Annotated in this window: 32 protein-coding genes and 1 riboswitch; of the genes, 17 read left to right on the top strand and 15 right to left on the bottom strand. The window is 37.2% G+C overall.

All coding sequences use genetic code 11. The features are described from left to right. Window positions 1-213 precede the first annotated feature (213 nt). Window positions 214-375 carry a hypothetical protein gene (locus tag BK574_RS27535; protein ID WP_158211644.1) on the bottom strand — a complete coding sequence of 54 codons (162 nt, stop codon included), beginning with the start codon at window positions 373-375 and terminating at the stop codon, window positions 214-216. A gap of 274 nt (window positions 376-649) precedes the next feature. Here BK574_RS27535 and BK574_RS13005 point away from each other — a divergent pair, with 274 nt between their 5' ends. Beyond that, the gene (locus BK574_RS13005) at window positions 650-919 is read left to right on the top strand and encodes a VanZ family protein (protein WP_078428885.1); all 270 of its coding nucleotides are present in this window, start codon (window positions 650-652) and stop codon (window positions 917-919) included. Window positions 920-1010: 91 nt separating this feature from the next. Here the strand turns inward: BK574_RS13005 and BK574_RS13000 are convergent, their stop codons facing one another. Then, a complete protein-coding gene (locus tag BK574_RS13000; RefSeq protein WP_078428884.1) occupies window positions 1011-1217 on the bottom strand; it encodes an anti-repressor SinI family protein in 207 nt (68 codons plus the stop codon). 31 nt (window positions 1218-1248) lie between these two features. Continuing rightward, a riboswitch (cyclic di-GMP riboswitch) is annotated at window positions 1249-1344 on the bottom strand. 487 nt (window positions 1345-1831) lie between these two features. Between BK574_RS13000 and sigK the strand changes: the two genes are divergently transcribed. Then, window positions 1832-2533, top strand: a complete 702-nt coding sequence (sigK, locus tag BK574_RS12995) for an RNA polymerase sporulation sigma factor SigK (protein WP_078428883.1) — start codon at window positions 1832-1834, stop codon at window positions 2531-2533. Between the two features lie 347 nt (window positions 2534-2880). Here the strand turns inward: sigK and BK574_RS12990 are convergent, their stop codons facing one another. The 3 genes from BK574_RS12990 to pssA all read right to left on the bottom strand — a co-directional run bounded on the left by BK574_RS12990 (window position 2881) and on the right by pssA (window position 4609). Further along, window positions 2881-3456 carry a class D sortase gene (locus tag BK574_RS12990; protein ID WP_078428882.1) on the bottom strand — a complete coding sequence of 192 codons (576 nt, stop codon included), beginning with the start codon at window positions 3454-3456 and terminating at the stop codon, window positions 2881-2883. A 207-nt stretch (window positions 3457-3663) separates the two neighbouring features. Continuing rightward, window positions 3664-3954: an HU family DNA-binding protein gene (locus BK574_RS12985; protein WP_476559214.1), complete on the bottom strand. Its 291-nt coding sequence runs from the start codon at window positions 3952-3954 to the stop codon at window positions 3664-3666. A 115-nt stretch (window positions 3955-4069) separates the two neighbouring features. Next, a complete protein-coding gene (gene pssA / locus BK574_RS12980) occupies window positions 4070-4609 on the bottom strand; it encodes a CDP-diacylglycerol--serine O-phosphatidyltransferase (protein WP_078428880.1) in 540 nt (179 codons plus the stop codon). A 121-nt stretch (window positions 4610-4730) separates the two neighbouring features. Here pssA and BK574_RS12975 point away from each other — a divergent pair, with 121 nt between their 5' ends. From BK574_RS12975 to BK574_RS12960, 4 genes are all read left to right on the top strand, one after another. Continuing rightward, a complete protein-coding gene (locus BK574_RS12975) occupies window positions 4731-5528 on the top strand; it encodes a phosphatidylserine decarboxylase (RefSeq protein WP_078428879.1) in 798 nt (265 codons plus the stop codon). Window positions 5529-5545: 17 nt separating this feature from the next. After that, a complete protein-coding gene (locus BK574_RS12970; protein WP_218970576.1) occupies window positions 5546-6655 on the top strand; it encodes a CdaR family transcriptional regulator in 1110 nt (369 codons plus the stop codon). A gap of 186 nt (window positions 6656-6841) precedes the next feature. Further along, a complete protein-coding gene (glcD, locus tag BK574_RS12965) occupies window positions 6842-8254 on the top strand; it encodes a glycolate oxidase subunit GlcD (RefSeq protein ID WP_078428877.1) in 1413 nt (470 codons plus the stop codon). Then, window positions 8251-9582, top strand: a complete 1332-nt coding sequence (locus BK574_RS12960; protein WP_078428876.1) for a (Fe-S)-binding protein — start codon at window positions 8251-8253, stop codon at window positions 9580-9582. Before glcD ends, BK574_RS12960 begins: the two co-directional genes overlap by 4 nt. A 412-nt stretch (window positions 9583-9994) precedes the next feature. On the opposite strand, the gene mnhG is transcribed toward BK574_RS12960, so the two are convergent. Genes mnhG through BK574_RS12925 form a run of 7 tightly spaced genes read right to left on the bottom strand, consistent with a single transcriptional unit; the run spans window position 9995 to window position 15758 of the window. Next, on the bottom strand, window positions 9995-10357 hold the full coding sequence (mnhG, locus tag BK574_RS12955) for a monovalent cation/H(+) antiporter subunit G (protein ID WP_075386813.1): 363 nt from the start codon (window positions 10355-10357) through the stop codon (window positions 9995-9997). Then, window positions 10338-10619 carry a Na(+)/H(+) antiporter subunit F1 gene (locus BK574_RS12950; protein ID WP_075386814.1) on the bottom strand — a complete coding sequence of 94 codons (282 nt, stop codon included), beginning with the start codon at window positions 10617-10619 and terminating at the stop codon, window positions 10338-10340. The genes mnhG and BK574_RS12950 overlap by 20 nt, the downstream gene beginning before the upstream one ends. Continuing rightward, window positions 10619-11095, bottom strand: a complete 477-nt coding sequence (locus BK574_RS12945; RefSeq protein ID WP_078428875.1) for a Na+/H+ antiporter subunit E — start codon at window positions 11093-11095, stop codon at window positions 10619-10621. Before BK574_RS12945 ends, BK574_RS12950 begins: the two co-directional genes overlap by 1 nt. A gap of 5 nt (window positions 11096-11100) precedes the next feature. Beyond that, window positions 11101-12582 carry a Na+/H+ antiporter subunit D gene (locus BK574_RS12940; RefSeq protein WP_078428874.1) on the bottom strand — a complete coding sequence of 494 codons (1482 nt, stop codon included), beginning with the start codon at window positions 12580-12582 and terminating at the stop codon, window positions 11101-11103. Next, complete coding sequence (locus BK574_RS12935; protein WP_075386817.1) at window positions 12575-12913, bottom strand: Na(+)/H(+) antiporter subunit C; 339 nt, start codon at window positions 12911-12913, stop codon at window positions 12575-12577. The genes BK574_RS12940 and BK574_RS12935 overlap by 8 nt, the downstream gene beginning before the upstream one ends. Then, window positions 12913-13338 (bottom strand): Na(+)/H(+) antiporter subunit B, encoded by a 426-nt coding sequence (locus tag BK574_RS12930; RefSeq protein ID WP_075386818.1) that lies wholly within the window; start codon window positions 13336-13338, stop codon window positions 12913-12915. The genes BK574_RS12935 and BK574_RS12930 overlap by 1 nt, the downstream gene beginning before the upstream one ends. Beyond that, window positions 13335-15758 (bottom strand): Na+/H+ antiporter subunit A, encoded by a 2424-nt coding sequence (locus BK574_RS12925; RefSeq protein ID WP_078428873.1) that lies wholly within the window; start codon window positions 15756-15758, stop codon window positions 13335-13337. Before BK574_RS12925 ends, BK574_RS12930 begins: the two co-directional genes overlap by 4 nt. A 533-nt stretch (window positions 15759-16291) precedes the next feature. On the opposite strand from BK574_RS12925, the gene BK574_RS12920 reads away from it, so the two are divergent. After that, a complete protein-coding gene (locus tag BK574_RS12920; RefSeq protein WP_078428872.1) occupies window positions 16292-16495 on the top strand; it encodes a hypothetical protein in 204 nt (67 codons plus the stop codon). Between the two features lie 165 nt (window positions 16496-16660). On the opposite strand, the gene sda is transcribed toward BK574_RS12920, so the two are convergent. Then, entirely contained in the window at window positions 16661-16801 is a 141-nt protein-coding gene (gene sda, locus BK574_RS12915) for a sporulation histidine kinase inhibitor Sda (RefSeq protein ID WP_075386821.1), read from the bottom strand. Window positions 16802-17468: 667 nt separating this feature from the next. Here sda and yqeH point away from each other — a divergent pair. From yqeH to BK574_RS12880, 7 genes are read left to right on the top strand one after another with little or no spacing between them, the layout of a single operon-like run. Further along, window positions 17469-18575, top strand: a complete 1107-nt coding sequence (yqeH, locus tag BK574_RS12910) for a ribosome biogenesis GTPase YqeH (RefSeq protein ID WP_078428871.1) — start codon at window positions 17469-17471, stop codon at window positions 18573-18575. A gap of 15 nt (window positions 18576-18590) precedes the next feature. Beyond that, window positions 18591-19442 (top strand): shikimate dehydrogenase, encoded by an 852-nt coding sequence (gene aroE / locus BK574_RS12905; RefSeq protein ID WP_075386823.1) that lies wholly within the window; start codon window positions 18591-18593, stop codon window positions 19440-19442. Then, complete coding sequence (yhbY, locus tag BK574_RS12900) at window positions 19436-19729, top strand: ribosome assembly RNA-binding protein YhbY (protein ID WP_078428870.1); 294 nt, start codon at window positions 19436-19438, stop codon at window positions 19727-19729. The genes aroE and yhbY overlap by 7 nt, the downstream gene beginning before the upstream one ends. 16 nt (window positions 19730-19745) lie before the next feature. After that, a complete protein-coding gene (locus BK574_RS12895) occupies window positions 19746-20348 on the top strand; it encodes a nicotinate-nucleotide adenylyltransferase (protein WP_420796940.1) in 603 nt (200 codons plus the stop codon). Then, on the top strand, window positions 20317-20892 hold the full coding sequence (gene yqeK, locus BK574_RS12890) for a bis(5'-nucleosyl)-tetraphosphatase (symmetrical) YqeK (protein WP_078428868.1): 576 nt from the start codon (window positions 20317-20319) through the stop codon (window positions 20890-20892). Before BK574_RS12895 ends, yqeK begins: the two co-directional genes overlap by 32 nt. 8 nt (window positions 20893-20900) lie before the next feature. Continuing rightward, the gene (gene rsfS / locus BK574_RS12885) at window positions 20901-21254 is read left to right on the top strand and encodes a ribosome silencing factor (protein WP_075386827.1); all 354 of its coding nucleotides are present in this window, start codon (window positions 20901-20903) and stop codon (window positions 21252-21254) included. A gap of 21 nt (window positions 21255-21275) precedes the next feature. Beyond that, window positions 21276-22016 carry a class I SAM-dependent DNA methyltransferase gene (locus BK574_RS12880; protein WP_075386884.1) on the top strand — a complete coding sequence of 247 codons (741 nt, stop codon included), beginning with the start codon at window positions 21276-21278 and terminating at the stop codon, window positions 22014-22016. A 54-nt stretch (window positions 22017-22070) separates the two neighbouring features. On the opposite strand, the gene comER is transcribed toward BK574_RS12880, so the two are convergent. Next, on the bottom strand, window positions 22071-22907 hold the full coding sequence (gene comER, locus BK574_RS12875) for a late competence protein ComER (protein ID WP_075386828.1): 837 nt from the start codon (window positions 22905-22907) through the stop codon (window positions 22071-22073). A 230-nt stretch (window positions 22908-23137) separates the two neighbouring features. Next, window positions 23138-23404, bottom strand: coding sequence for a DUF2533 family protein (locus BK574_RS12870; RefSeq protein ID WP_075386829.1), 267 nt, complete (start codon window positions 23402-23404; stop codon window positions 23138-23140). A 32-nt stretch (window positions 23405-23436) separates the two neighbouring features. Between BK574_RS12870 and BK574_RS12865 the strand changes: the two genes are divergently transcribed. The 3 genes from BK574_RS12865 (at window position 23437) to BK574_RS12855 (ending at window position 26208) form a co-directional block, all read left to right on the top strand. Then, a complete protein-coding gene (locus tag BK574_RS12865; protein ID WP_078428867.1) occupies window positions 23437-24042 on the top strand; it encodes a helix-hairpin-helix domain-containing protein in 606 nt (201 codons plus the stop codon). A gap of 106 nt (window positions 24043-24148) precedes the next feature. Further along, window positions 24149-25435 (top strand): homocysteine synthase, encoded by a 1287-nt coding sequence (locus BK574_RS12860; protein ID WP_075386831.1) that lies wholly within the window; start codon window positions 24149-24151, stop codon window positions 25433-25435. Between the two features lie 206 nt (window positions 25436-25641). Next, the gene (locus BK574_RS12855) at window positions 25642-26208 is read left to right on the top strand and encodes a ComE operon protein 2 (RefSeq protein ID WP_075386832.1); all 567 of its coding nucleotides are present in this window, start codon (window positions 25642-25644) and stop codon (window positions 26206-26208) included. Window positions 26209-26214 lie beyond the last annotated feature (6 nt).

Here is a 26214-nt window from a genome sequence, read left to right as displayed (position 1 = left end):
GTATTTGAATGCCAAAGTAGCTTCAAAGTATAAGCCTTTAGGTAATTATAATCAAAGCGAATATATGTCACCAGTATTTGATAAAAATAGTAACATTATAAAAAATGCAACACCACATCATTCTATTTTTATTAAACAAAAGTCTAACGATTAAATAAAAACATAAGAACTTACTTAATAAATTCCTAATCAATCTTCTTTCACTTATTTTCTCTAAACATTTAATTCTTTTTCATGATGAATTACTCTTTTTAAGAGTTTTAATTTCATCTCTTTATCAAGACAATCTTTATACAACACAATATTGTAGGCATACATTAAACGATGATAAAAAGCTTTACCTTTACTCATTATCTGTTTACCTAGTAGAAGCATCACTAAGACCTCCTCTGTATATCGTATTACTTGTTCCAGAGAAGTATTCAATATTCAGGTAACGTCTTATGGGTACTTGTTGATCGTTGTTATATACATGTATTTAACATGCGTAGAGTTTTTATTAGTATTCTATTCTCTATGTGATGTTGATTTGGTGGCAATCCAGTAATTTTAATCCAAGTCGATTGGAAGTCATTTTTAGTAATATGCATCCGAGTGTGTTCGTAGCGATTGGAGTTATTCTCGAACTTGCTCAATTGGGCTGTTATATTTGTTTATTATTCTTGCCTTTTTGACATTTGGAGAACTTCAACGAAAAAAAGAACAGTTTGCATTCTTGGTTGCGGTTTCGTATGGTGTCATTGATGAAGTGCATCAATATTACGTACCGTTTCGCTCGTTTGGTTTTGATGATATTTCAAAAATGCTTTTATGGGTAATTGTTAGAAGAAGCTATAATAGGAGGAATGCTACCTTTGGTTCCTTTTTAAGAAAAATAGTCTGTATGTTTCAAAAGAGTTCAACCAAGGTTAATTTGTAGCTAGGCTTAGGTTAAACGAAAAAAAGTGATGAATGATATTCGCCATCATTGATCACTTTCGGCCCGTCCTAACTTTGTAATTTACATAGAATTAATAAACTTTTGCGTAATACTTATCAAGAAGTAAAAAAAATGGATAGTCTTTTCTAAGGATAAAGTTTCTTGGAGGACTTGCCCAGTTTGTTTTCTTTTTTAATAAAAACCGTTTGATTTCTTGTTTGGTTAAACCCATTTCCATTGCCTGTTTCATTAATTGTACCCACTCTTGATCCAACTCTTTGTTACATTCATTTTTCATCGTATTTCCCTCCTAAAATACTATGAGCATTTCAGGCAGTCCAGCCATCATCATTGAAATCCAAATCCCCAACCTAAGACCTGTGACTTTGCGTCCCTACTTTTCAATAGGTTTGCCGTTTTCTGAAAAATATTAAAGTATTCCTCATGATTTTTCAAAGTTTTTGAGATTTTCCGCGACTTATGTATTAATTAATTCATAGTATAAAGGAAGAAACCATATCATAGTGTTGAAGTTTGTCGATGATAGAATATACAAATCGTGTCAAAGATACAGAAAAAATGACCCCTGCTTAGTTTTTTTTACCTATGTTTACACTGTTGATATGTTGATAAACAAAAAATAGTAGGTATATAGTTCTATCATCGTTATTTCAAACGGATGGATTATTTGGAATTAATTGTTATATTGAATACTAATATGTCGAGAACTTTTTCAGAAAATACCCAATAATAAACTTACAGAAGGTTATGTATTTTAAGGATGAGCACTAAATGACTTTCAAAAAAGTGGGGATATGAAAGAACTAGTTTCAATTTAATTTTATTTGTACAGACACAACCGAGCCCATACACACATAGACATAAGATAACAAACCTTATGGGGGTGAGGAAGTGTCATTATTTGCAGCCATCACCTATTTTATTAAAGAAGTCATTGTTTTTGTAGGGTACGTAAAAAACAATGCCTTCCCTCAACCGCTTTCGAAAGCAGAGGAGCAGAGATACTTACAGCTCATGGAGCAAGGAGACGAAGAAGCCCGTAATCGCCTTATAGAACATAATTTACGCTTAGTCGCACATATCGTAAAAAAATTCGAAAATACTCGTGAAGATACAGAAGATCTAATTTCGATTGGCACAATCGGGTTAATAAAAGCGATTGAGAGCTACTCACAAGGAAAAGGAACGAAACTAGCGACCTATGCAGCCAGGTGTATTGAAAATGAAATCCTCATGCATCTTCGCGCATTAAAGAAAGTAAAGAAAGACGTATCGCTTCACGATCCAATTGGAACGGATAAGGAAGGAAATGAAATTACTTTAATTGATGTCCTTCAAGAAGAAACGGACGATATCGTCGATACGATCCAACTGAAAATGGAAAAAAAGCAAATTTATGATTACATCCATGTATTAGATGAGCGCGAAAAAGAAGTCATTGTCGGACGTTTTGGTCTAGATTTAATGAAAGAAAGAACGCAGCGGGAAATTGCTAAGGAGCTAAATATTTCTAGAAGCTATGTTTCCCGCATCGAAAAGCGAGCATTGATGAAGCTATTCCATGAGTTTTATAAACGGAATAATGGTTTGTAGAAAGAATAATGAAAGGTAGTGTAAGAAGGTCGGTTCTCATACTCTCTTGTTTTTTTTTTTTTTGATAAGTAATTCCTTGCTGTTCATGATGCCTGTGGGATGAGTATCTGAGAAGAGATCGGTAACTATGGAGCGTTTATAATGCCCGTGGGAGGAGGAACGGAGTAGAGAATGGGAACTTAAAAGGTTTATATTGCTCGTGAGGAGAAGAAAAACAGAGATGGGCATGGGAACTATTATGCGATCATGGTGACCATGAGGTGGAGAACCAAGGAGAATATGAAGGTTGTGCTATATAAATATCGAAAATTAAGCGTGAGAAGTAGTTCTCACGCTGCCTTTTTCAATTAATAAATCGGCTTTGCATAAATAATATAACGATCAGGAGCACTTCCGACAAAAGAAAACGGATAACACGTCGTAACGACTAACACTTCATCAGGAGCGGTAGAGCCAATAATCGTACGGTCATCAGCATCTACGATCTTTGTACTTTCGATTTCATATGTAAACTCACCATAAGGCAGTTTAATAATGAAATAATCGCCGATTTCAAGTTCACCCATTCGGCGAAACACTGTATCCCGATGACCAGATAAAACAATTTGGTCATTTTGTGTAGGGTAAGCGGTTCCCTTGTAATGCCCTACACCCTTCTCTAACTCGTCCTCATCGGTTCCTTCAATAATTGGCAGCTGAGCATCAATAGCTGGAATAGACAGAATACCAATAGTTTCTCCCATTTGTGGATTAAAATCCTCAATCGTTGGTTGGATCTCTTCATCCGTTTTCTCTTTCTCTAACAGTTCATAAGCAGATGCCAAACTTTCCTTTTGTGCGGTTTGCGTCTGCCAATATTGGAATCCACCGTAAATGAGTAAGGTAAGGCCACCAATTATAAATAAGTAAGATATTACTTTCATCCATTCATCTTCCTTCTACGAAAGAGTAGTAAATATAAATATATTGTATCTCTCCTAATCAAATCCTGCCACAACGAGACATGCATTACGGTTATGATTTTAGTGGCATGGGATCAAATGAAGACGTTAATAAAAAAATACTAAGAGGATCAAAAAAAGCAACGGACTACTCGTCCAGTTGCTTTTTCCTCTTACATAAAATATAAATTAGTTCACAGCATCCTTTAATTGCTTGCCTGGTTTGAATGCAGGGTTTTTAGTTGCTGGAATTTCGATTTCTTCACCAGTTTGTGGGTTGCGTCCTTTACGTGCAGAACGTTCACGTACTTCAAAGCTTCCAAATCCAACTAATTGAACTTTTCCGCCTTCTTTAAGAGCGTCTGTGATGCTTTCGAATACAGCGTCAACTGCTTTCGCTGCGTCTTTTTTTGATATGTCTGCTTGTTCAGAAACTGAATTAATTAAATCTGTCTTGTTCATGGAAAAACTCCCTTTCATTACTATAAATAATTGCCTGCTACTCAAATTTAATCGTGAAACCCTTGTAGTGTCAAGACTTAAGAGAGAATTTCATGAAAAAATACCATATTTTTCTCGTTTTTTTGATAAATTTCTAAACTTTTTTCACTTTAAACGGACTAATCATGAGAAATGCTAGTATAAGTGTTAGGAACATAAAATGATAAGAAGGGACCCATTCAATCAGCAAAAAGCTTAAAGTTAATAAGCATCCTGCTGCGGTAATCGGTAATCCGACAAAGAAGTTGTTTGATTCCGTTACGTTAAATCGAGCGAGTCGAATGGCACCGCAAGCAATAAAAATAATGGCGAAAAATGCACCAGGCATTCCAAATGTAAATAAAATTCCTTGGTATAATAAAAGTGCAGGAGCAACACCAAATGAGATAATGTCACTTAGCGAATCCAATTGCTTGCCAAGTTCAGAGGTAATATTCATTTTTCTGGCAACCATCCCGTCGAGACGATCAAATACAGCGGCTATTGTAATGAGTAATAAACTCGTTCGTAACTCACCTTGAAGTACTAATAAAATAGCCATTGCACCTAAGCCTAGATTGACTAACGTAATTAAGTTCGCCGCTTGGCTTTTTATTTTTTTGATCGTTTGATCTAAATGGTGTAATAAAAACATAACTTCACTCCTTAAGATTGTGTAAAAATGGAGCAGATATTGAAACATCTTAAAACTATATGATATCATAAAGGGCTATTACCTACTAGAGAAAAAAGTAATGTCTATTCGGAGGTATTTTGTGAAAAAGCAATTATATCGAGCATTTGTTGAATTAACAGGAAACCGCTTTAATTCTCATTTACTACGTACGTTTACGACTTCTCGCTTAAGTAAAGGCGTTAATCGATCCTTTACAAAAGTGTATAATTTAAAAACTGAAGAAATGGAAAAGCCATTACATGAATATAAAAGTTTACATGAATTATTTACGAGGCGCTTAAAAGAAGGAACTCGCCCGATTGATCTTAATCAACACGCTCTCGTGAGTCCTGTTGACGGTGTGCTCGCTCATGTTGGATCATTGAACGAACAATCGGCTTTTCGTGTGAAAGGTCAAGATTATACACTGCAAGAAATGCTCGGCAGTACGGAAAAGAGCCAAGTGTACTGTGGAGGTACTTTTGTTATTCTTTATTTAAGTCCGAGTCATTATCACCGTATTCATAGTCCAATTTCTGGACGTGTCCTCGAACGTTGGCAACTCGGAAATAAATCGTATCCTGTCAACCGCCAAGGATTACAATATGGTAAACGACCATTATCGAAAAATTATCGCCTTATTACCGAAGTGGAGGTTCACCATAAGCGAGCCGCCATCGTTAAAGTGGGTGCTTTAAATGTGAACAGCATTCATTTGACCCACGATGGAAAAAACGTTGAAAAAGGAAAGGAAATCGGTTACTTTTCCTTTGGCTCTACCGTCATTCTTTTATTTGAACACGGCTTAGTTGAGCTTGATCCTCAGTTACAGTGCCCAACTGAAGTGAAAGTTGGGATGCGAATTGGGACGATTTTTTCTAAAAAGGATGAGGCGTAGTGAAGCTTCTTTCCCTTATGTCGCAACGGATCGTTAATGAAGTTACCAAAGTCACCGATGAAGAAGTGATTGTAGTCAATGACGATGGAATTATTATTGCTGGTAGTGATCAAAATCGTATTGGTACGTTTCATGAAGGTGCACTACGGGTGTTTCGCTCAAAGCAAAAAATGAAAATTACAGAAGCAGATGTGGATACTCTTCAAGGTGTAAAGGTTGGCTTAAATTTGCCGATCTTTTTTCAACATGACGTCATCGGTGTGATTGGGATTACAGGTGATCCTCAGTCGGTGTCCCCATTTGGTGAGCTGATTCGGCGGATGACAGAACTGATTATTCAAGAAGCCCATTCCGCTGAGAAATTAAACTCTGAAATTCGTGGTGTCGAAACGTTCGTCTATGAATGGTTGCATTTACGTGAATACACGATTGATTTTCACGAACGAGGTGAGCTTTTAGGTCTTACGATGGACCTTTCAAGAATGTGTGTAATGATCGAGCTTAAAGCAGATAATGAAACTGATTTGCATCTCATTGAAAAAGACATTTATGAATGGTTACGGTTAAAATTTCCTGATGGAGCTACTGATACAATGGTCCGTGTAGGGCAAGGGCGTGTACTTCTCCTGAAAGGGTTAAAAAATCAAAAAGAAGAAGCGGCCTTTTTACCTCAAGTTCAATCATTACGCACTCGTCTATCCAAACGTTCACCTGTCCCTGTTTTGTTCGGCGTTGGAACGAGACAACCTGCACACTTAGTATCCCAATCATATAGTGAAGCGAAAAGAGCGCTGCAAATCGCTTCTAGCACTGCGCCAGTCGTTTTTTATGATGATTTGACATTATTAGAGGGCTTTCTTGCGGAAATCAGCCTAGAGATGAAACAACAGGTTGCTGAAAAAGTTTTAGGAAATATGACCGAAGACCCAGAATTAATGGAAACATTAGAAGTATATTTTCAATATCATATGTCATTAAAAGAGACGGCAGAACATCTTCATATTCATATTAATACACTTCATTACCGATTAAAGCGAATTCATGAAAAAATTGGTTGTCATTTAAAAGATCCGAAGTGTTTAGCAACAACATATATTGCGTATAGAATTTGGAAAGAAATTAGATAATCCTACAAAAAACAAGTAATAATCCTCATTTAACTTTGTATCTTTACACATAGTCCAATGAGGATTATTTTTTTATACTTAGAATAACTAAAGAATGAACTGTTGACATGATAAAATGAGTACATATGGAAGGTATATGAATTTTCTCGTTGTGCTCTCATTCTATATTTTTGTAGGAGGAATTTGATGTTAAGCGCTGAGGTAAAAGAAAAGCTAGTCCAAATTGTAGGCACTAAAAATCTATTAGACTCGCAGGAAAGCTTACTTGTGTATTCATATGATGCGACACCGAATTATCAAGCCATGCCAGATGCGGTTATTAAGCCGAGAAATACGCAAGAAGTTCAAGCCATTGTAAAGGTATGTAACGAATACAAAGTACCAATCGTTCCCCGTGGCTCAGGTACGAATCTTTGTGCAGGAACATGTCCACTAGAAGGTGGTATCGTGATGCTGTTTACGTATATGAAAGACATACTGGAAATTGATGAAGAAAATTTAACGGTTACGGTACAGCCTGGTGTGATTACATTAGATATGATTAACGCGGTTGAGGAAAAAGGATTATTTTATCCACCAGACCCAAGCTCGATGAAAATTTCGACGATCGGCGGAAACATTAATGAAAATTCAGGTGGGCTTCGTGGCCTAAAATATGGAGTAACTCGTGATTATGTGATTGCGTTAGAAGTCGTCTTACCAAATGGAGATGTTATTCGAACTGGAGGAAAGCTCGCCAAAGACGTGGCTGGCTATGACTTTACAAGATTGATGGTTGGGGCAGAAGGAACGCTTGGGATCATTACAGAAGCGACGTTAAAGCTCATTCCTATCCCCGAAGCCAAAAAGACGATGTTAGCGCTATTTGACAGCTTAGAAGAGGCAGGAGCGGCTGTTTCGTCGATTATTGCCAATCGAATTATTCCAGCAACGCTCGAATTTATGGACCAAAGTACGTTAGAAGTGGTTGAAGATTTTGCAAAAATTGGCTTACCAACTGATGTAGGTGCTGTTCTTTTAATTGAACAAGATGGCCCTCGTGAAGTCGTAGAGCGTGATATTGATAAGATCGCAGACATTTGTCGGGAAAATCAAGCCAAATCGGTGCAAATCGCTCAGACGGCAGAAGAAGGGTTAGCACTTGCGACCGCAAGACGTGCGGCACTTTCGGCTTTGGCGCGTAAAAAGCCGACGACGATCTTAGAAGATGCGACCGTTCCTCGTTCGAAAATCGCGGAAATGGTGAAAGCGATTGATGAAATTGCCGCCAAACATGGAGTGGAAATTTGTACATTTGGCCATGCTGGCGACGGAAACTTGCACCCGACATGTATGACCGATGCGAGAAACAAAGAAGAAATAGAACGTGTAGAAGAAGCATTTGCCGATATTTTTGCAAAAGCGATTGAGTTAGGCGGCACGATTACAGGTGAACATGGTGTCGGTGTCATGAAAGCGCCATACTTGGCGTGGAAGCTCGGTGAAGAAGGCGTTAATGCGATGAAAACATTGAAATTAGCCTTTGATCCAAACAACATTATGAATCCAGGAAAAGTGTTTGCAAAAGAAACGAAGAAGCGGGTGGTTGTGCAGAGATGAGTAAATTAACCGAGCAACAAAAACAACAAACCGTCGTCGAATTTCAAAAGCGAATGGATTATGATGAACTGTTAAACTGTATGCGCTGTGGTTTTTGTTTACCCACTTGCCCGACCTACAGCGATGATCAAAATGAAGCAGCTTCCCCGCGCGGTCGGATTGCGTTAATGAAAGCTGTCGTTGACGGGAAAATGGAACCAGACGAAGATTTTGAAAAGCAATTAAATTTATGTTTAGGATGTCGTGCTTGTGAAACGGCTTGTCCTTCTGGAGTTAAATATGGGCACTTACTAGAAGAGGCGCGTGACATTTTAAATGCAACGAAAAAACATAGCTTCCCTGTTCGTGTGATTAGAAAAACAGTGTTTGAACAATTGTTTCCGTACCAAAACCGAATGCGTTCGTTAAATAATCTAATTTGGTTTTATCAAAATTCAGGTGTCCAAAAAGTGGTTCAAACAACAAACATTCTTAAGTTAATGCCAGGTAGTATGGCAACGATGGAGAAAGTTCTACCGCGAATCCCGTCACCTAAAGCAATGAAAAACCGTCCAATGCATGTTGAAGCGGAAGGTATTAAGAAAAAACGTGTCGCCTTTTTCTCAGGCTGCTTAATGGACACGATGTTCATGGAGACCAATGACTCGACGTTATTTTTGTTGAAGAAAGCGGGCTGTGAAGTGGTAATCCCGCAAAACCAAGGTTGTTGTGGTGCCCTTCATGCCCATAGTGGTGAAAAAGATCAAGCAAAAGCGATGGCAAAGAAAAATATTATTGCTTTTGAAAATGAACAAATCGATTATATTATTTCCAATGCAGGTGGATGTGGGGCGCTCCTCGTTGAATACGATCATCTTTTAAAAGATGAACCCGAGTGGGTTGACCGAGCGAGAGCTTTTGCGAGAAGTGTGAAAGATATTTCTGAAATCTTAGTGGAAGTTGGAATGCCTGCGATGAAGCTCCCTGAACAAGTGGTGACGTATCAAGACTCATGCCATCTACGAAACGTCATGAAAACAGCTTCAGCTCCACGTATACTGTTGCAATCGATTGATGGTGTCGCGTTCAAAGAAATGAAAGATGCGGATCATTGCTGTGGATCTGCGGGGATTTATAATATTGTGCAACCCGACATGGCAAATGATATTTTAGATTATAAAATGGAACAAGCGAAATATACAAAAGCACAAACGATCGTAACCGCCAACCCAGGCTGTTTACTACAAATGAAAGCGGGCGTAGAACGTGAAAAGTTAACGAAAGAAGTCCGTGCCGTTCATATCGTCGATTTATTAGCCGAAGCGGTGAAGTTTGCTGAACAAAATTAAAATAATTTTATGAACGAAGAAATGATCACTCACGATAGCGATCAGTTTTTTGTTTTGTGTAGAAAAGGAGATCAAAATAATAAAAGCGGTGCGTTATACACTATAACTTTTCTAAAACATGCAGTGTGTATGGAAGCCCGCTAAAGTGACATTAAGGAGAAATAGATTGACATGAAGTTATAAAGGTAAATCAAAGGAGTTGAATAGATCCCGTAAATCATAAAACTATGAGAAACGGGAACGCAAGGAGTTGAAATAAAGCCCGTAAATCTAAAACAAATACGAAACGGTCACTAAAACGGAAATAACCTAATAGCAACCTACGACCCAACCAATTATCGAATCTTTCTCCACTACTACTACTACATCCTATTAATAAGTGCAACAAAAAAAGCTAAAGGAGTGATCCCCTTTAGCTTTTTGCTTTCACTTTTTTCTTGTCTTTGTCCATTTTTGCTTTTAAATCGTCTTGAATGCTTTTTTCCCATAGTGGGACACCAGTGCGATAGGCGGATCTTGACATCATCTGCCCAGCAAGAGGTGCGGTTAAGAATACGAAAAGGATCGTTAATAAGACTTTTGCAACAAACAGTTGCTCATAAAGCAGAAAGAATAAGAAGGTTGCTGTCATGATTAAAATAACGCCTAATGTTGCACTCTTAGTGGCTGCGTGTAATCGTCCGTATACATCGGGAAATCGGATCATACCGATGGCTCCTAATAGGCTGAGAAGGCCTCCTATTAAGGCGAAGACACTAATTATTATCTCGATCAAAAACAACACCCCTTTCTAAGAACTTGGCTAGTGCAATGGAACCGACAAAAGCAAGAATACCGAGGACTAGAACAATTTCTGCATAGGCGGTTGTTTCTTGAATAATCATTAAAATTCCAACAAAGCCAATTAAATTAATTCCGAACGTATCTAAAGCAACTATACGGTCTGACATCGTAGGTCCAATAATCGCACGAATAAAGCAAACGAAAAGTGAAATGGACATGATGATGAGAACAATCTGTAATACAGTTTGTAGCATCAATGAGTCACCTCCATGATGGCTTTTTCAAACGTATTGTGTATTTGTTTAATCATCTCGTCTTTATCAGGAACGTGGATTGAATGAATATAAAGAATTTTATTGTCATCTGAAAAATCCATTGATAACGTTCCTGGTGTTAATGAGATCAAAGAAGCGAGTAACGTTAGCTCCCATTCTGTTTTGAGCTTAGTGGGAACTGCTATAATTCCAGGCTGAATGTCCATTTTTGGACTCAACACAATTTTAATAACATCCCAGTTGGCTAATATCAACTCTTTACTAAAGAGTAAGATGAGTTTGATGACCGCGACGACACGTCTGAAGTAAAAATCAAACTTAAGAAATCGCCTTAAAACAAATAATATCAATAAACCCACGAGATACCCTATGAAGAAGTCGACAAAAGTATAGCTATTTTGTAAGAAAGCCCATATAAAAGCAAGCACGACATTTAATAAGATTTGAAAAGCCATAGCAACTACTCCTTAAGTACAGAATTAATATAAATCGATGGGTCTAAAAGCTCTTCTGCGACTTCTAATGAATACGAGAAGATCGGTTCTGCGAAAAAGCCCAACACTACGGTTAAAATGACTAATGGTACGATAGGGAGAAGTAATTTTCCAACTTTCTGTTTTGCTTGCTTTTCAGTCATCTTTTGCTCTCCCCAGAAAGCATAGATAAAGATTTTCAACATCGAGAAGAGAGTTAATAGACCAACAATTAACGCAACGGTTACAATGATATACCGTTCTTCTTGGAAGCCTGCTAAGATGAGTGCAAATTTACTAAAGAACCCACTCAGTGGTGGAATTCCAGCTAGTGATATAGCTGAAATGAAAAACAGCCACGAAAGTAATGGATGTGTTTTTAATATTCCACCCATCTCTTTTAAGTTCGTCGTTCCTGTTAGCTTTTGCGTAGCCCCTGCAAAGAGGAATAGTGCAGCTTTTACGATAATATGATGAGCGATATAATAGATCGCACCTGCAATTGCAAGTGGAGTAAAGATACCGAGACCCATTACCATGTAACCAACCTGACTAATGATGTGATAAGAGAGAATTCGTTTGAAATCGAATTGCGATACAGCTCCTAATACACCAAAGAACATTGTTAATCCTGCTAGGATTAAAATGACCGTATGTGTAAAGCCAGGATCATGATTGAAAATTAATGTAAACATGCGAATGATCGCATACATTCCTACTTTTGTTAATAAGCCACCGAATAAGGCAGCAATTGCTGCAGGTGGACCGTAGTAGGAACGTGGTAGCCAGAAATAGAGCGGGAATAGTGCTCCTTTCATTGCAAATACAATTAAAAAGAGAATTGCAATGACGTTCAATACACCTTGTTGCTCTAAGAGTGCAACCTTTACCGCTAAATCTGCCATATTTAATGTTCCTGTTGCCGCATATATATAAGCGACACCGACAATGAACAAAATGGAGGCGAATATATTAATAGCTACATATTTTAAAGATTCACGTAGTTGATATTTCGTACCACCAATAACAATTAGAATATACGAAGCGATTAACATAACTTCGAAGAATACGAACAAGTTAAACAAGTCACCTGTTAAAAAGGCACCATTTACCCCTGTTAAAAGGAAGAAGTAGAAAGGGTAAAAGAAGAACTTTTCACGTTCACTTGAAATTGTTTGAAAGGCAAAAAATAAACATACAAGCCCTACAATACTTGAAAGAATGACCATCATCGTTGCAAACATATCCGCAACTAGTATGATACCAAATGGTGCTGGCCAATCACCTAGTTCTAACGTTAATATTCCTTCTTGATAAACAAAGATGGCTAAATAAATCGATATACCAAGAAGAGCAAAAACGGTTATCCCACTAATGACGCGTTGAAGCGTGTGGTATTTCGCAAATAAAATGAGTACAGTTCCGATGATAAATGGTATTAATATTGGTAATATTACTAAATTATTCATCGCCAGTTCCCCTTAATTTATCTAAATCATCAGTTTTGTGCTCTTTATATGTTCGATAAGCTAATACGAGTAAAAATGCCGTTACACCGAAACTAATTACAATGGCTGTTAATATTAGCGCTTGTGGAAGCGGGTCGGCATAAAAGGGAGCTTCTTGTCCTAGTAAAGGAGGAGCTCCTCTTTTTAATCCTGCCATAGTGAGTAGTAATAAATGTGCACCGTGCGAAAGGAGCATCAAACCTAAGATAACTCGTAGTAAACTTTTCGTCAGGATTAAATACGTTCCGACCATAAAGAGGACACCAACTGTGATGGACATTAAAATTTCCATTAAGCATCATCCTCCGCAATTGTTAAAATAATTAAGAGTGCAATCCCAACTACGACTAGGTAAATTCCTAAATCAAACGGGAGTGCAGTTGTTAAGTGAAACTCACCTAGAAGCGGGATCGTCACATATTGATCAAACTGAGTTAAAAATGGAAAGCCAAAAAGCATGCTGCCAAATCCTGTTATGATCGAGATTAACAATCCAAACGCAATCATATGCGTAAAATTAAACGGGATAGCCTTTTTGACAGTCTTCATATCAAATCCAAGATACATTAGTAACAAAGCACTTGCAGTCATTAGTCCACCGATAAATCCACCGCCAGGATTGTTATGCCCAGCAAAGAACAAGTAGACCGAGAAGACAAGAATAATGAAGGTTACAATTCGTGTAATCGTGTGAAGCATTACATTGTTGGTCCTCATACATCTTCCCTCCCCGTCATACGTAATTTAATTAATGTAACAACACCAAGAGCCGCAATTCCAAGTACGAGTACTTCTAGCAATGTATCAAGACCACGGAAGTCAACTAAGATGACGTTAACCATGTTTTTACCTGCTGCTAGAGTGTAGGAATTTTCAATAAAGTATTCAGAGATTGGCGTTAGACCGTTAGTATTGCTTAATGCAAATGCACTGAAAGCAATTGCTGTAACGAGTACACCAACTCCTATTGAGATCATTAAATTCACTCCATTGAAACGAGGGGTGAACTTTTCTTTTCGAAGCTCTGGTAAATGGTAAAACGAAAGTAATAGTAAAACGACCATTACCGTTTCGACGAGTAGCTGAGTTAAGACTAAATCTGGAGCTCTAAATACGGCAAAGAATAATGCAAGTAAATAGCCTATAATCCCTACGATAATAATGGATGTAATACGGTGATTAATAAATGGAACGGATAACGTTGCTGCAATAAATACAATCGTTATCACCCACATATACGGCGATATGACAGCCACATTCGTTGTATCAATTGTAAATACATCATATCTTATTGATGTGTAACCAAGTACAAGGATCATAAATGTAATCATATACGCAAAATAATCACGTAATAAACCCGTCATTTGAATTTTAGTTACTTTCGTTGAACCTTTGATTAAGCCTACTAACCCTTGATCGTAGAAATAGTTAAGAGGATCGCGCTCCCGTAAATAGATATTTAATTGCATCCATTTTCTTGCAGTTAAAAAGATGAGGACCCCAATCGCAATGACTCCAATTGTCATCCATAATTCGGTATTAAAGCCGTGCCAATGATAGATATTGACATAAAAACGTTGTCCTTCTTCTAATAACCCTGGAAGAATCGCTGCCATTGCAGGTTCAATTAGGGTGTAAGCCAGTAAGTTCGGGAAGAAACCAAAGATAATGACTAATGAAACTAAGATAATTGGACTAATTAACATACCAATTGGTGCTTCATGCACATGTTTGACGTCGAAATTTTCAGGTTTGAATTTCCCTGTAAAGGTTCTAAATAACATGATCGTACAATAAACAAACGTAAACACACTTGCTATCCAACCGAAAACTGGGAAGAGTAATCCCCATGTTTGCATATTGAAGATATCTAATTCAGAAGCTCTAAGAAGTCCTGTAAAGAACATCTCTTTACTTAAGAAGCCGTTTAAAGGCGGAAGTCCTGCCATCGCAGCGAGACCAATTAAAGAGATTGTAAAAGTAATTGGCATAATCGCCATTAATCCCCCGAGTTTTCTTATATCTCGAGTCCCAGTTTCATGGTCGATGATTCCAACGGCCATGAATAGCCCACCTTTAAAGGTGGCATGATTAATGAGATGAAATACGGCTGCTAACACCGCTGCGGAGTAGTATAGTCCTTCTTCTGAACCAACTCCATAATATAAAGAAGCGGAACCTAACCCAAGTAATGACATAATTAATCCGAGTTGGCTGATCGTTGAATAGGCTAGTATTGACTTTAAGTCCTTTTGACGAACAGCAGAGACGGATCCCCACAATAAGGTGAATATCCCGAACGCTGAAATAATCCAAAACCATTCGGCAAGTCCACCGAAAACAGGTGTTAAACGTGCTACAAGATAAATTCCTGCTTTAACCATCGTTGCTGAGTGTAGGTATGCACTTACAGGTGTTGGTGCTTCCATCGCATCTGGTAACCAAATGTGAAATGGAAACTGTGCTGATTTGGTGAAAGCTCCTAAAAGAACGAGAAGCATTGCTGGAATGATTAGTGGATCATTTGCAATGACTGCTGCTTGGTCGATGATTTCTCGGATACTAAACGTGTTTGTCATCACGTAAAGAAGTGAGAATCCACCTAGCATTGCAAATCCACCAAATACGGTAATAAGCATCGATTTTTGGGCACCGTAGATTGACTTTTCACGATGGAACCAATAACTAATTAATAGAGATGATGCTAAACTTGTAAGTTCCCAAAATACATACAATACGATTAAATTGTCCGAAATAACAACCCCAAGCATCGCACCCATAAACATTAATAAATAAACATAAAAATTGTTAAGCGATTCAGTTTTCTTGGACAAATAATAGATGGAGTAGAGAACGACGAGAGCCCCTATTCCTGTAATTAAGAGTAAGAATAGCAAGCTGAGTCCATCAACATAGACGGTAAAATTAATGCCTAAAGAAGGTACCCAAGGAACTGTATGCGTTACTACGTTCCCATTCGATGTCACCGGGAGAAACTGAATGAAATAAATAAAGAGAAAAACAGGTAATGCAAGTACAAACCAGCCTGTATGTATGCTTCGAATATACTTATAAAGAAATGGAACAAGAATGGCTAGTAAAAATGGTGCAATTGTAGCCCAGTGTAGAGCAGTCAATGTTTATTACCTCCTTAAATTTATTTTACGTGACATATCACATATAAAGAGGCTGACTCATAAGTGTCCATGCTCAACACTTGAAACGATATATATACGTATTCCATTTAAGGAACTATATGTATCGTTTAAGGAGCTGACACTTTGCTATTTGATTCAGCCTCTTTAGAGATTACCGAGATAGTTTGTTTAAAATCCGAATGAACAAACGATGACTAATTCAGTTTTAAAGGTGCATTAATCTATAAAGATACTTGGGCAGGACAAGGCTAAGTCAAATTATATAATAAATTAGTAACGCTTGCACCTTCGACACGTTAGTAATACGGTCATGATTTTGTGGTTCTTTTTAAATATGTAGAAATTCGATAAATTGATCAAAAAATATTTTTTTTATTAGGAAAATCATTGATATTGTTCACAAAATAGATAAATTTATGTAATTTTTTTCTAAATTGTATGTATAATTTTCTGCATTCTTTTTCATTCTATAAGTATTATCTATTTTTCGTAGACCTACTGGAGTGAAAATTATGAGAACTCGGAAAGGATTAGTGGCACTAATCATCTTTACCATTATGTTTATTGGAGCTTGGCAAGCGGACAACCTAAATAATCGTTATATTCAAATGTATAATCTTGATGAAGAGCATGAGCATATGGGGATTTTAGAAGCGCCACAACAAGTCGAGCCAATGGAACCATTTAGGCCAAGAGAGTATATTAAAATTCGGTAATAAGGAGGAGATCCAAATTTAATATTTGGGTGTCCTTTTTTATTACTTTCTAAAACAAATAAAAATATTGGAATAGCGCTTAAGTCCTATAGTGACTCTATTTTTCAGACAAAAAAAGACCAACTCATTGCTATCCATTGAATTGGTCTGTCGTAATATCTATTGTTAGGAAGAAAGCTTAATTTTGTCTGTTAATGATCGACGATCAATCTCGTGTTTAATGAGGTTAATGAAATCCTCACTAAGTTTGAGTTCCATTGCTTTAAAGTACGTCTCAATTAGTAATTCATCCGAAAGTTTTTTCATTATTTATTAACCTCCTTCGAAAGGAAATTTATTAAAATAGTCAAGAGTAACAGTTAACAAAACTTATGTGTATTTCATGCATGTTTTTGTAGTGAATTCATATAATAATAGGATTTCCAATTTGTTGTATCCTAATCCTACCATGTCCCAAAAAATAGAACAACCGTTCGTTTTATCCACAGTTAATAGTGGATAACTTGTTGATGACTTGTTCATAAATATAAAAATTCCATAATTTACAACATGTTGATACGTGAATAAAGTTATCCACAGTGTTGATAACCACCAACTTTTGTCGAAAACTTTTTATATATTTTTTGAAAAAAATAGAATTTTTTCGAAATGTCTTATATTTTTAAGAAAAAATGAATTTAACTTGTACTATATCAAAAGATGAACATATAGAAAAGTGACACTCCTTTACGCAAAATAATTGAAATTAACAGAAAAAAATTGTATACTTACCGTTTGACTAAAGGTTTGGTACATTTATCCTTTAAGACAAGGTTAATTTACAACGTTGTATACCCAAAAAGAAAAAATCTTACACTTTTTCCATAAAATCATTAAACAGAAGAGGATAACAACTTAGTCGTTTCAAATAATAGGAATAGAAAAGTGTAAAGAAAGAAATCACTTATAAGCACGTTACATTGGAGGATGAATAGTGGAAGAAAGAGATATTATTTGTGCTGGTTGTGGTGTAAAAGTCCAATCCGCTGTTAAAAGTGAACTGGGCTACGCACCACCATCAGCTTTAGAACGTGATGTGGTCATTTGCCAGCGCTGTTTCCGTTTGAAACATTATAATGAAGTACAAGATGTTGCCTTGACAGATGATGATTTCTTAAAGATCTTAAATACGCTAGGCAAAACCGATTCTCTCATTGTGAAAATCGTTGATATTTTTGACTTTAATGGAAGTTGGTTACCTGGTTTACATCGTTTTGTTGGGAGAAATGATGTTTTATTAGTAGGAAATAAAGTCGATTTACTACCGAAGTCACTCAATCACAACAAGTTGATCAATTGGATAAAACGATCATCGAAAGAATTGGGCTTAAAGCCAATCGATGTAATGTTGATTAGTGCGGAAAAGGGAAGCGGTGTTATAGATGTTGCCCATCGAATTGATGAGCTACGAAAAGGAAAGGATGTATATGTTGTAGGATGTACTAATGTGGGAAAATCCACTTTTATTAATCAATTGATTAAAGAGTTTGGTGGAGATGAGGAGCAGTTAATTACAACATCTCATTTTCCTGGAACGACGTTAGATATGATCGACATTCCGTTAGATGATGGATCTGCACTTTACGATACACCAGGAATTATTAATCATCATCAAATTGCGCATTACATTGACAAGCAAGAATTAAAAACGATTACGCCGAAAAAAGAAATCAAATCGATGGTATTTCAGTTAAATCCTGAACAAACGTTATACTTTGGTGGGTTAGCCCGATTTGATTTTGTTGAAGGGGATCGCGGTTCATTTGTTTGTTATTTCTCAAACGACATTCCTATTCATAGGACAAAACTTGATAAGGCGGATGAACTCTACAAAAACCATTTAGGTGAATTGTTATCACCACCAGGGCCAGAAACCAAACAAATATTGCCTGAACTAGTCAAGCATGAATTTTATATTAAAGAGAAAAGCGATATCGTGTATTCAGGTTTAGGTTGGGTTGCTGTACATCAAGAGAATGTTCACGTTCAAGCATATGCTCCTAAAGGTGTAGGGGTTACAGTTCGACCTTCACTTATTTAAAAAGGGGAGAAAACAATGGGGAAATTATTTGGATTGATTGGTCATCCAGTCGGTCATTCAATGTCACCTAGTATGCACAATAACGCTTTTCACTTATTACACCAAAATCATCATTATCATGCTTTTGATGTAAGTGAAGCTGATTTACAAGCAGCGATTGCAGGGTTCCGAGCTATAGGGATAAGTGGATTTAACATTACCATACCTCATAAAGTTGAGGTTATGAAGTATTTAGACGAGGTTGACGAAGAAGCAAAGTTAATTGGTGCTGTTAATACTGTTGTGAACGATAATGGGAGATTATTCGGCTATAATACGGATGGAGAAGGCTATTTGCAATCGTTATTAAAAGTAACAGGGGATCAGCTAAAACAAATGAGAGTCCTCTTAATTGGTGCTGGAGGTGCAGCTCGAGCGGTGTTAACGGTTCTTTCACGTTATGGGGTGGAGGAACTACATATCGCTAACCGCACGAAAGAGAAGGCGGCAAGCTTAGCAAGTGAATGTAACCAAAGTTCGAAGGATGCTTTTGTTTGGTCCATTGAAGAAGCTGAGCAAAAACTACATCAATTTGACTTAATCATTAATACAACTTCAGTTGGTATGAGTCCCAATGTCGATCAACTGCCAATTGCCTTAAACAACATAAAACAAGATGCCGTGGTGAGTGATTTAATCTATAATCCGTTAAAGACCAAATTATTGCAAGAAGCAGAAGCCAAAGGTGCAACCGTTTTAAATGGAGTCGGAATGTTTGTTGAACAAGGGGCTTTAGCTTTTGAAAAGTGGACGGGAACTAAACCAGACCGCAACGAAATGGAAAAAATAGTACTACAACAATTAGGAGGAGTATCAAATTCATGTTAACAGGAAAACAAAAGCGTTTCTTACGATCGAAAGCTCATCACCTTACCCCTATTTTTCAAGTTGGTAAAGGTGGAGTAAATGATAATATGATCAAACAAATTGAGGATGCGTTAGAAGCTAGAGAATTACTAAAAATAAGTGTTCTTCAAAATTGTGATGAAGATAAAGACGAAGTGGCTAGCACGTTAAGTAAAGGAACAAGAGCTGAACTAGTACAAGTGATTGGGAATACAATTGTCTTGTATAAAGAATCTAAAGAAAACAAACAGCTTGAGCTTCCACAATAATTGGTAAAGGGGAGTAATGATTGTGCGAAAAATCGGAATTCTGGGAGGTACATTTGATCCTCCTCATATCGGGCACTTACTTATCGCTCAAGAAGTATTAGAGCAATGTAAGTTAGATGAAATCTGGTTTATGCCAGCAAATATTCCCCCCCATAAGAAAACGAACGATGTTTCATCTGTAGATGACCGGATTGAGATGGTGACAAAAGCCATTGATGGCGCAGATCAGTTCGTTGTTTCAACGATAGAGCTAGAAAGAACGGGTCCTTCCTATACTGTTGATACGTTGAAAGAACTTAAAATGAAATTACCAGATGTAGACTTTTATTTCATTATCGGCGGAGATATGATTGAACAACTTCATACGTGGGAACGCATCGATGAGTTATTTGAATATGTTACATTTGTGGGGCTTGGGCGACCAGGTTATTCCGAAACATCAACGTATGAAGAAAAAATGGTATTATTAACAATCCCTCAAGTGGATATTTCATCTTCAAGTATTAGAGATAGAATAAAAGAAGGGCGGAGCATCCGTTATTTCGTCCCTGAATCGGTCCGTCATTTTATTGAGGAGAGAGAGTTATATGGAACGAATGCAAGCGTTAGAAATCGTTAAACCTCATTTAACAGAGCATCGATATTCGCATACGATTGGAGTCATGGACACTGCCATTCAGCTTGCAAAACAGGTGGGAGTCAACGAAAAACAAGCTGAAATCGCTAGTATTTTTCATGATTATGCAAAATTTAGGCCGAAAGAAGAAATGCGCCAACTGATACTAGAAAAGCGACTTGGAGAAGAATTCCTCATTTATGGAGATGAGCTCTTGCATGCTCCTTGTGGTGCCTATTGGGTAGAACATGAGGTTGGAATAAAGGATCAAGAAATCTTATCAGCGATTCGTTACCATACAACAGGGAAACCGAAAATGACGTTGTTAGAGAAAGTGATTTTTTTAGCTGATTATATTGAACCTGGAAGACATTTTCCAGGTGTAGAAGAAGTGAGACTAGCCGTAACTGAAAATCTTGATCACGCTTGTATTCTGTCTTTGCGGAATACGATGATCTTTTTAATGAAAAAACAGCAATTGGTTTATCCAGATACACTTGCAGCTTATAATCAACTTATTATGAATGTAAAAGGAAAAGGGAGGTAATCGTCTTAATGGATGTAAATCAAGTTTTAAAACTAGCTGTTACAGCTATTGATGATAAACGAGCAGAGGATATTGTTGTACTTAATATGAAAGGTGTTTCTTTAATCGCCGATTATTTTATTATTTGTCACGGGAATTCAGAAAAGCAGGTACAAGCAATTGCTCATGAGTTAAAAAAAGTTGCCCAAGAAAATGGAATTGATTTAAAACGATTAGAAGGATTTGATCAAGCCCGTTGGGTACTTGTAGATTTAAGTGATATCGTTGTCCATATATTCCACAGTGATGAACGATCGTATTATAATTTAGAAAAGCTATGGGGAGACGCACCAGTTATGGAGCTCGAAGGGGAATTATTATAACTGGTATGGAAAGGGATAATGATGAATTACGAGCAGTTTGCATACTTGTATGATCACTTGATGAAAGATGCACCTTATGATGACTGGTTAACTTTTACGGAAACAAAGCTGCAAACGTATTTGCCAGAAGGAAACGAGCTTCTAGATGTTGGTTGTGGAACAGGTGAACTGCTCATTCGATTAACAAAAAAAGGTTATCAAACGACAGGGGTAGACTTATCAAGCGAGATGCTCGTCGTTGCAAGAGATAAGCTTGAAGCTAACAATCTACAGGTGCCTCTTTTTGAACAAGATATGAGAAGTTTAGACGGACTTGGCCAATTCGATGCCATTCTCACATATTGTGATAGCTTAAATTACTTAACGAGTATAGAAGATGTTCAGGTGGCATTCTCATCTTTTCACAAGTCTTTAAAGGATAAAGGATTACTGATTTTAGATGTGCATTCCTGTTACAAGATGGATCAAATTTTCGCAGGTCAATTATTCGCTGATGATGAAGAAGAGGTTTCCTACATTTGGAAGGCGTTTGAAGGAGAGTTTCCCCATAGTATAGAACATGACTTAACTTTTTTTGTTCGCAATGAAGATGAGACATATACACGTTATGAGGAGTTTCATCAACAGCGGACATACTCAATTGACGAGTATAAACAGTGTCTAGAGGATGCGGGCTTCTCAGTTGAAGAAATTAGTGCGGACTTTGGAAATAAAGTAACGGAAACAAGTGAGAGAATATTTTTTGTCGCGAGAAAAAAGTAGCAGGATTTTAAGTAAAAAGAAAGAATAAGACAAGAGAAGGCGTCGTCTCTTGTCTTATTCTTTATATGTTTTTGATGTAAATTGTTGTTGAATGATTTCTTTATCTTCCTTGTATTTGGCGTGTGTTTGTTGAAAAAGGTGATCAAACATTTGGCCAATTTCTTCTTCTAACACTTTTATTCCTTCACCAGTTATGCCCCCAGGCACACAGACTCTTTGTTGTAAAGTCGGTAAAGTAAAAACTTCCTTTTCTAACAGTTTTCCCATTCCAATAATCATATTCGTTGCCAATGTCGTTGCATCTTCTTCTGTGATGTCCGTCTGTCTAACGGCTGCATCGACAAAACGTTGTAAAATGTAACTAAAAAACGCTGGCCCGCAGCTCACAATATCCGATGCGACTCTCGTAATATTTTCTTCAATGACAAGCGGTGTAGATATGTTTTTTAACAGGGAGGTCAATACTTCTTTATCTTTAGTAGTACACCGGCTCCCGAAGCTAAGTAATGATGGACCCGAATGGGCTCGGTTTAGAATACTCGGAATGGCTCTTGCTACTTTGCAATTGACCATTTTCTCTAGCTGTTCTACAGAAAGTGGGCTTGTAATGGAAACAAGAAGTTGGTTTCTGTAACATTCTTGTTGAATGGTTTCTAATAGAGCATGAAATTGTAGTGGTTTTACACAAATGAATATAAGGTCTGACTGCCTTACAACTTCATTTGGGGATTCACAGATGTGAAGTGAGTTGTATTTTTGTTCAAGGGCTTTAGCTTTTTCTAGTGTACGATTATGAATGAACAGCTGGGATGGAGTGACAGCTTTTGCTTCAATTAAGGAATCAATTAAGATGGTTCCCATGCTTCCTGTACCAATTATCCCAATATTCATGTTGCATCCCTCCTTTTCCTCACGCTGTGCTCAATAGGGGCAATAGAATGTGCTTTAGACAGTCTTTAACGTAAATATATGAGGGAGGCTATCGTAATATGTTTGTTTTTAAAGGCTCTTTTCTAAAAGGGGGTGTTCAAGATTTTGGACTCGTAGCCAGGGAGTATATTGGCTACGAGTCCAAAGAAAGGTGCAAAAACGAAATTTTTGAAGAAATAACACGTATATTATTAGTTCGTTTTTAGAGATTTTTCCGCATATTCCTTTATCATTTCTTTTGTAACGGTTTTGCGTGTAGGAAAACCAAACTTATATGCTATTCCGTTCATTTCATTCGTAATGTCATTGATTTCCCCAACCGAAAAATCAACTCCATTTCTTGCGTCCGCTAACACTTTTTCAATCGTAGCTTCCCGTAAAGCTTCTAGTTTTTTAAATTGGGTTTGTCCATTTATATGGTTTTCAACCTGTTTTGATATGGCTAAATGTACACTCATTGATAACATCCTTTCTAAAGCGAGGTGTAAGTATGAAAATCTCCAAACGTGAATTCTATCTCATCAGTACGATTGGAGTTTTACTTCTAGTAGTTAGTGTAAGCTTTATTTTACACTTTGACAATAACGAGGAGGTGGAAGAATTAAACTGGTCTTTTGAAAATGAGGAAGTGGAGCAAGTGACTGAAGTTCAGGAACAGAAAATTCTGGTTGATTTGAAGGGCGAGGTAGCTTCTCCAGGAGTATATGAACTAATAGAGGGACAGCGTTTAATTGATTTAATTGAGTTAGCTGGAGGACTAACAGAAGAGGCTGATGAACAAAAAATTAATTTAGCTTCCGTACTCGACGATGCGATGGTTATTTATATTCCTAAAGTGGGAGAAGAAGACATTCCAATGGTCGAGTCGGCAATAAGTGCGAATTCTACAACTAGTAATAACGGTAAAATAAGAATTAATCAAGCCACGGTTGAAGAGTTGCAGCAACTTCCAGGGATTGGACCTGCCAAAGCGGATGCGATTATTACTTACCGTGAGGAAAACGGCCCGTTTCAAACGATAGAAGATGTCCAAAAAGTGTCGGGTATTGGCCCAAAATCAGTTGAAAAGTTACAAGAATATATAGAAATAAGGTGACAGAATTCTTCCAATACATTGACAACTGTTACAATAAAGGATAAAATCAGCTCAAAATTCATATATTTCCTATCTGTTTTTTTGGTGGGAGTAGGAGGAGCAAATTATGAGTGAAAACAAATGGTCATTAGAAACAGTTGCTGTTCATGGTGGACAAGAAGTAGATCCTGCAACACAATCAAGAGCGGTGCCGATTTATCAAACGACTTCATATGGTTTTAAAAACACAGAACATGCAGCGAACCTTTTTTCGTTAGCAGAGTCAGGTAATATTTATACTCGTATTATGAACCCGACACAAGATGTGTTTGAAAAGCGAGTGGCTGAGTTAGAAGGTGGTGTAGCGGCCCTAGCAACAGCTAGTGGAAGTTCTGCAATTCATTTAGCCATTTTAAATATTTGTGAAAACGGCGACGAAATTGTTGCTTCAAGTGCTTTATACGGTGGTACATACAATCTTTTTGTACATACGTTAAAGAAAATGGGAATTACGGTTCACTTAGTAGATGGAACAGATCCACAAGCATTTGAACAAGCGATAACACCAAAAACGAAATTATTGTTTGGTGAAATGATTGGTAATCCACAAGGAGATATTCTCGATGTGGAAGCGGTAGCAGCTGTTGCTCATAGAAATGGAGTTCCATTAATGGTTGACGCTACATTAGTAACGCCAGCATTATGTCGTCCAATTGAGCACGGGGCTGACATTGTCGTTCATTCTGCGACTAAATTCATGGGTGGACATGGTACGTCCATTGGGGGAGTCATCGTTGATGGTGGGAATTTTGACTGGAATAATGGGAAATTCCCTGGATTAACTGAGCCAGACCCAAGTTATCACGGACTCGTCTATACGGAAGCTTTAGGAAACTTAGCTTATATTATTAAGGCTCGTGTCCAATTATTACGTGATTTAGGTCCTGCAATTGCTCCTCTAAATTCGTTTTTATTGTTGCAAGGGTTAGAAACACTACACTTACGTATGGAACGTCATTGTGAGAATGCGATGAAAGTGGCTCAATATTTAGAAAATCATGAACTTGTTGAATGGGTAAGTTTTGCAGGATTACCTTCACATCGTTCATACGATTTAGCGAATAAGTATTTGCCAAATGGTAAAGGGGCTATTCTTACGTTTGGTATTAAAGGCGGTATAGAAGAAGGCAAGAGCTTTATCAATGCACTTGAATTATTCTCGCACGTTGCTAATGTTGGTGATGCGAAATCATTAGTCATTCATCCAGCGAGTACAACTCATCAACAATTATCAGAAGCAGATCAACGTGCTGCAGGTGTATCACCAGAGCTTATTCGACTTTCTGTCGGAATTGAAAACGTAAATGATATTATTAGTGATCTAGAACAAGCACTTGTTAAAAGCCAAGGATAATAAGTAAACCGAAGGCGATTCTTCTTTAGTAGTGATGCTTTTACAATAATTTACTGGACTGTGAAGCCATGTTTTATTGTTTAGATAAAAGCAACATTCGCTATCTTGGAGTCGTCTTTTTTCTTTTTTGCGATAAAGGATTGACGTCACTTTCCATCGTTAGATAAACTATAAAATAGAATGTGACCTACTAGGAGTTGAAAAAGTTGAATCGAATTTCATGGGACCAATACTTTATAGCACAAAGTCATCTACTTGCCATGCGAAGTACGTGTACGAGATTAATGGTTGGAGCAACAATCGTTAGAGATAAACGGATTATCGCAGGTGGGTATAATGGTTCAATCTCAGGAGGAGATCATTGTATAGACAAAGGTTGTTATGTCGTAGAGAATCACTGTATTCGAACGATACACGCCGAGGTGAATGCTCTTTTACAATGTGCAAAATTTGGGGTTCCTACGCAAGGAGCTGAAATTTATGTGACGCATTTTCCTTGTTTAAACTGTACGAAAGCAATTATTCAAAGTGGAATAACAGCTGTGTATTATTCTAACGACTATAAAAATCATCCGCATGCTTTAGAATTATTTGAACAAGCAGGGATACAGGTCAAGCAAGTCGAACTTGAAGAATTAATTTTAGATAAAAACTCAAATGAAAAACTTCAATTTACGGCTTCGTTATTAGATAAATTAGCGGCAAGTGGACTCTCAGAAGAAGAACTAAAAAAGCTTCGTGATGAAGCAAATAAACTATATACTCCATTATAATGAAAA

It is taken from the genome of Alkalihalobacterium alkalinitrilicum, from assembly GCF_002019605.1.
Taxonomy (GTDB): Bacteria; Bacillota; Bacilli; order Bacillales; family Bacillaceae_F; genus Alkalihalobacterium; species Alkalihalobacterium alkalinitrilicum.
Note: the sequence above shows the minus strand (reverse complement) of the source record. Positions and strands in the feature narration are given on the sequence as shown.